This window comes from Gracilibacillus halophilus YIM-C55.5 (genome assembly GCF_000359605.1).
Lineage (GTDB): Bacteria > Bacillota > Bacilli > Bacillales > Amphibacillaceae > Gracilibacillus > Gracilibacillus halophilus.
In genome coordinates this window covers 20,442-27,129 of sequence record NZ_APML01000008.1, presented here as the reverse complement: position 1 = coordinate 27,129, position 6,688 = coordinate 20,442, and the positions used below count along the sequence as shown (strand labels likewise).

Annotated in this window: 5 protein-coding genes; 2 read left to right on the top strand and 3 right to left on the bottom strand. The window is 37.4% G+C overall.

What is annotated here, in order from left to right; all coding sequences use genetic code 11:
* Nucleotides 1–115: 115 nt before the first annotated feature.
* Nucleotides 116–514, bottom strand: coding sequence for a non-homologous end-joining DNA ligase LigD (ligD, locus tag J416_RS14955; RefSeq protein ID WP_052000915.1), 399 nt, complete (start codon nucleotides 512–514; stop codon nucleotides 116–118).
* Nucleotides 508–1,863, bottom strand: a complete 1,356-nt coding sequence (gene ligD, locus J416_RS02445; RefSeq protein ID WP_052000914.1) for a DNA ligase D — start codon at nucleotides 1,861–1,863, stop codon at nucleotides 508–510. Before ligD (J416_RS02445) ends, ligD (J416_RS14955) begins: the two co-directional genes overlap by 7 nt.
* An 89-nt stretch (nucleotides 1,864–1,952) precedes the next feature.
* Here ligD (J416_RS02445) and ku point away from each other — a divergent pair, with 89 nt between their 5' ends.
* Nucleotides 1,953–2,831: a non-homologous end joining protein Ku gene (ku, locus tag J416_RS02440; RefSeq protein WP_003464032.1), complete on the top strand. Its 879-nt coding sequence runs from the start codon at nucleotides 1,953–1,955 to the stop codon at nucleotides 2,829–2,831.
* 286 nt (nucleotides 2,832–3,117) lie between these two features.
* Here ku and J416_RS02435 read toward each other — a convergent pair whose 3' ends face one another.
* Entirely contained in the window at nucleotides 3,118–5,046 is a 1,929-nt protein-coding gene (locus tag J416_RS02435; RefSeq protein WP_003464030.1) for a heavy metal translocating P-type ATPase, read from the bottom strand.
* A 467-nt stretch (nucleotides 5,047–5,513) separates the two neighbouring features.
* Between J416_RS02435 and J416_RS02430 the strand changes: the two genes are divergently transcribed.
* Entirely contained in the window at nucleotides 5,514–6,662 is a 1,149-nt protein-coding gene (locus tag J416_RS02430; RefSeq protein ID WP_003464028.1) for an NAD-dependent epimerase/dehydratase family protein, read from the top strand.
* Nucleotides 6,663–6,688: the final 26 nt, after the last annotated feature.

Genomic DNA, 6,688 nt, shown 5'->3' with positions numbered 1-6,688 from the left:
CAAAGTTTACGAAAACAGCCAAAATTTTCAAAAGATGGCGATGATATTAGCTGTTTATGCTTTGTAATTTGTGTCAAATAGCAACAACCTTATAGAAAACAGCGAAAATTTTTGACTATGAATCATTAGAATGGAATGGGCAACCTTTCTCGATCACACGTTGGGGTACTGTGTTGATAGTAAATGCCCTTGGATCAAGTGATTCATGCACTTCATCCCAAAATAAGGGTGTGGCAACCGTTGCATCAATCGTACCTCTTGGCGAATATGGAGCGATAATGGTTTTTCCAGGAGCATGTTGAACATAATCAATATATAAACGGTTGCCACGGTTTTTCTTTAATCGTTCTGTCGTAAAGAAACGAGGGTATTGATCAACTAATACGCTGGCAACTGCTTGCATGAATGTACGCGTATCATCATATGACATCGATTGCGTTAAAGGAATATGAACTTGTAAGCCTGATTTGCCTGACGTTTTGACAAGTGGTTCGAATCCTTGATCAGTTACCATCTCTTTAATGAATCGGGCGGCTTAATAGCATAAGGGAATTCATTACGTGACGGTGGATCGAGATCAAAGACCATTTCATTTGGATACTTCTCGTCAATGGTTTGAAAAGGTACGTGAAATTCTAACGCAGCATGATTACCAAACCACAACAGACTACGCAAGTCATTGCAAAGGATATCTTGTACCCCGTCTTCTCCAGCAACTGATTCGATATCATGTGGTGCATAATCAGGTACGTGTTTTTGGTAAAAGGAATGCCCGTGAATACCATCTGGATATCGAATCATCGTCAATCGTTTATTCTGTAGGTGAGGTAACAATAAAGGAGCAATTTCTCGTAAATAATATAAGTAATCGCGTTTCGTATGATGCGGAAAAAGTAGCTTGTTCGGTTTCGTTACTTCCATCTCTTTCGGAAATTGCATGAGTTCGGATTGGAGTTTCTGTTCCGTACAATCTTCAGGTTCAATATCAAAACGGAATTGTCGAAATGTAGCTTCTCGTATTTCCTCTTTTCTTACATCTAAACAATCAATATCAAGACAAACCGTGTTGGGGACTTTCCATTGATGTTGATTGATTTTTGTTCCGTGTTTTTGGATAAATTGAATGACGGTTTGTTTTTCTTGATCAGTGAATCCATGTTTCACTTTCCCGATTGGACGCCATTCTTGTCTAGCTTTCACACTTATATCGATGTAATCATTATGTTGATTCCATCCTGTGATCACTCCTTGGATCGTGCGATAATTCTTCACTTTTAGCCACTGGCGCGTTCGTTTTCCTTGATCATATGTTGAACGTGTATGCTTAGCAACAATGCCTTCACTTTGATGTAAGTCGACAATCTTTTGAATGTTGGCTAGAGATGTGAATGATTCGACTAGTTGAAATGACGATGCCTCCACGTGTTGAAATAAATCCTCTAACTGTTTACGTCTTTGATGGAATGTTTTTTTGCTGATGTCGATCGCTTGATGTTCAAGTAAATCGAAGCAAATAAAAGAAGCAGGTCGATTCACGCAGGCTTGCTTAATTTTTGTTTGTGACCGTAATCGCCCTCTCTGCTGAATCATTGAAAATATGGCTTGATACGGAGTTCGTAAAATGACAAGTTCGCCATCAAGCCATAGTGGTAATGAATGACTCACATTATCTTGATAGTTGTTGCACCAATTAATGATTTCAGGAAAGGTTGAAGAGAGATCACGTCCATTTCTACTCCAAAGGCGAATGTCGTTTTTCTTCCATTCAATCCCACAGCGAAAACCGTCATACTTGATTTCGTATTGCCAATCTTTTTGTTCGGGTGCTTGATCAACTAACGTTGGAAGCATTGGTTTATGCATAACGAATCTCCTTTTTGTATTATTTTACACACAAATTTGCATGATTATTAGTCATACGACAAAACCTAAAGAAAAAGAGGTGATTCATCATGCACACAATGTGGAAAGGAACGATTAGTTTTGGGCTCGTAAATATCCCCGTAAAATTACATTCAGCTACCGAAAATAAAGATATTAGTTTACGCAATTTACACAAAGAATGCCAGTCCCCTGTAAAATATGAGAAAATTTGCCCCGTGTGTGATAAAGAAGTGAGCAATGAAGAAATTGTAAAAGGATTTGAATATACGAAAAATAAGTTTGTGATTTTAGAGGATGAGGATTTCGAAGCATTAAAAGAAGAAAAAGATGATAAAGCCGTAGAAATAGTTGATTTTGTGAAATTAGATGAGATTGATCCGATTTATTTTGATCGAAGTTATTATTTATCGCCTGCTGAGGGTGGCGGAAAAGCATATGCGTTATTGCGACAAGCTTTAGATGATACAGGAAAAATTGGACTTGCGAAAATCACGATACGATCAAAAGAACATTTAGCGGTTGTTCGTATTTATCATAACACGATTGTCATGGAGACGATTTATTATCCTGATGAGGTCCGCGACTTTCAAGAAGTGCCGAATGTGCCCGAAGAAGCAGAACTTGCGGATAAAGAGTTGAAAACGGCCAAAATGTTAATTGATCAGTTGACGACTGAGTTTGAGCCAGAAAAATACACAAATGAATATCGCACCGCTTTATTAGATTTAATTGAACAGAAAAAAGAAGGCGACGAAATATCTACAGCCAAAGAACCAGAAAAAGAGGATAACGTGACGGATTTAATGGAAGCACTAGAAAAATCATTAGATAAAACGAAGTCAGGAAAGAAAAAGAAGTCCACCAGTCAGAAAAACACTTCTGGTCAAAAGAAATCTACTTCTAAGAAAAAGTCAACTGGTGAAAAGAAAGAAAAAGCGACATCATAATAAGGAAGGAGACGATGACAAGGAAATCTTGTTGATAAAATGCGCGAAATCCCAGTAATCTGTCATTTACCGGGAAAACCATGGTTGTAAAGATCCAGTTTTCCTTGTAATTTGTGTTTTACTGGGAAATCTTATGGAGAGAAAGGTGCGTTTTCCGGGTAATTTACGTTTTATCAGGAAATCGGCACATATTGATCGTTGGATTTCCCAGTAATATTTCATGTACAGGGAAATCTGTCATAACCACCTTCAGATTTCCCGGTCATCGTACACCAAGAGATCAATGTTAATTTTTTAGCAAGCGGAGTCCGTTTAGAATCACAAGAATTGTACTGCCTTCGTGTCCTAAGACACCTAATGGCATATCAATAACTTGTAAAAAGTTTGAAGCTATCAAGATAGCAATCACACCGATGGAAAAGGCGATGTTTTGTTTTACAATTCGATTCATTTTTTTTGATAATTTAATTGCATCAACGGTTTTTGCTAAACGGTTTTTCATTAATATCATATCTGCTGTATCTAATGCGACATCTGTTCCAGTCCCCATGGCAATTCCTACATCTGCCGTAGCGAGAGCAGGGGCATCATTAATGCCATCACCAATCATTGCTACTTTCCCTTTTTGTTCGGAAAATTGGCGTAGAGCTTCGACCTTATCTTCAGGTAAACAATTGGCTTTTACTTGATCAATACCTGCTTGGTGTGCAATAGCTTCGGCAGTGGACTGATTATCTCCAGTAAGCATCACAGTTTCTATGCCAAGCTTTTGCAAGTCTTGAATGGCCTGAATGGATTCATCACGCAGACGATCTTGCAAAAGTAAGGCACCCATAATCTCGTTGTTTCGCTGAATATAAATGGTTGTTTTTGCTTTTCCATCCGTATTGAAAGCATAATCATCGTGAAAAGCGGATACGAATTCTTTTCCAACTAGTTGTGCGTTACCGATACGCCAGTGACTCCCATTAATATAAGCTTCAATACCTTTTCCGTTTACGTGATTGACTTGATCCATAGCTTCTGTTGGTTCAATATGATGACTCTTGCACCACTGTAGTATGGCATGTGCAAGTGGATGATTCGCCTCTCGCTCAATGCTAGCTATCGTTGTGATCATTTGATTCAAGTCTATGTTTTCACGAAAGACAAAATCAGTAACAACAGGCTTACCTTCTGTTAATGTGCCTGTCTTGTCAAAAGCGATGGTCGATATATTGGCTAAGTTTTCGACATGGACACCACCTTTAAATAATGTACCATTTCGAGCACCACGTGATATAGCAGATAATGTTGCTGGCATAATTGAAGCCACAAGGGCGCATGGTGAAGCAACCACAAGTAAAATCATCGCTCGATAAATTGTATCGGTCCAAGTCCAACCAAAGAGAAAATGTGGAAGAATCATCATAACTGCCACTGTGATAAGAACGACTTTGACATACGTATTTTCGAATCGTTCGATAAACAATTGAGAAGGTGATTTAGCGTTTTGGGCTGACTGAACTAAATGAATAATTTTTTGGAAAATGGTCTCTTTAGGTAATGTCGTAATCTCAATCATGATACTACTATTTTGATTCATCGTACCACCATAAACCTCTTCATTGGTCGATTTAGAAAGTGGTATAGATTCACCCGTTAAAGCACTTTCGTCAACGGTTGTTTCGCCTTTCGTAATTTTGCCATCAGCCGGTATACGTTCTCCTGCTTTCACCCATATTTGATCACCGATTTTGAGTTTGGAAACAGAAATCATACGTTCTTGATGTTCATTTATTACAAGTCTTGCTTCTTCTGGTTGTAAATTCATTAATGTTTCCATCTCTTTTTCATTTTTGTTCTCTGTATACGTTTCTAGTGCGCCTGATAATGCGAAGATAAAAATTAAAATCGCTCCTTCAGTCCAATAACCAATCGAGGCTGCACCAATCGCAGCAATAATCATTAATAACTCGACATTTAAAGTTCGATTTTGAATCGTTTCCGTAATGCCTTCTTTTGCTTTGGCGTAACCACCGATCACAAATGCTGATAGGATGAAGATATGCCACGCTAGATTGGACAAATTATCATGTAATAACCATGCGAGTAAAATGAGTACGCCACTAAAAAGAGCGGCGATTAACTCGCGGTGCATCCAACATATATGCCATAACGAGTTCAAACGATGTTGCGAATGGACATTCCTTGGTAGTTTTATATCATATTGCATAAGATCACCTCATGTTCATTATTTATAATAGTTTTAAATTAATAATTATTATAATTATAACATGAGATGAAAGAAAGTCAATTTATAATTGATGGTTTTAAATGTTTTACGTCAAACAGCCAAAATAGAAGTAGCGATTTGCATCGAAAATTAATATATGCGGCAAACAGAGAAAATGGAAGCATTTGTTTGCATCGAATATTCATTTATCCTGCAAATAGGTGTTTTGGCTAAATTTATTTGCAGAATAAAAAGAATACAACCATTCGTATCTTCGTTTTTCATTCAATTTAAAAATCGTGTGAAAATAGAGTAAAATTTTTTATTTTTTATTTAAAAAACATATAAATATAGTGTAAAATATAAATTTAGTTGATACGCTTCATGAAATGTGTGTTAGAATATCATTAGTAAAAAATGATTACTTTTCACCTACATAATGGATAATGAAATTTGGAGGGGAAGAAATGAATATTATAGTAGCAGGTGGAGATGGTTTTTGTGGTTGGCCGACCGCATTATACCTTTCAAACAAAGGCCATGATGTTTCGATTTTGGACAATATGGTACGTCGAGACATCGATAACGAACTACATTCAAATTCAATTACACCAATTGCTGACTTGGAAGAACGAGTAGCAAAATGGAAAGAACTCACCGGTAAAGAGATCCGCGTATATGAAGGCGATCTTACTCATTATGATTTCGTCAAACAAGTGTTGAAGTTAGAACAACCGGATGCATTTGTTCATTTTGCCGAGCAACGTTCTGCGCCATATTCAATGATAGATTTAGATCATATTGTGTATACACAAACAAATAACGTTGTCGGAAACTTAAACGTTATTTACGGAATCAAAGAAGTTGTACCAGATTGTCACTTAGTCAAACTAGGCACAATGGGTGAGTATGGTACACCAAATATCCCAATCGAAGAAGGTTATTTAGAAGTTGAACATAAAGGGCGTAAAGATGTATTACCATTTCCAAAACAACCAGGTTCCTTCTATCACTTGTCAAAAGTGCATGATAGCCATAATATCATGTTTGCTTGTAAAATTTGGGGCATTCGTGCCACTGACTTAAATCAAGGAATCGTCTATGGTTTAGATACGGAAGAGACGAAAATGGATCCAGTACTGGCTAACCGACTAGATTATGATGGCGTATTTGGAACAGCACTGAATCGATTTATCATTCAATCAACAATCGGTCACGACTTAACGGTATATGGTAAAGGCGGTCAAACGCGTGGATTCTTAAGCATCAAAGATACCGTTCGTTGTATCGAAATTGCAGCAGAAAATCCTGCCGACCGAGGCGAATTTCGCGTATTTAACCAATTTACGGAAGACTTCTCTGTCCAAGGATTGGCTGAAAAAGTACAAAAAGTCGCAAAAGAAGAAGGATTCAATCCAGAAATTGCACATCTCGACAATCCGAGAGTTGAGCTTGAAGATCACTTCTATGCTGCAGAAAATACCAAGCTAAAAGACTTGGGCTTAGAGCCACATTTGTTGGATGATGAAGTGATTCGTGAAATTCTACAAACCGTCGTAAAACATAAAGATCGTGTAATTGAAGAAAATGTCATGCCACAAGTATCTTGGAAATAAGTTGCTGATGATTTCGTATAAAATTG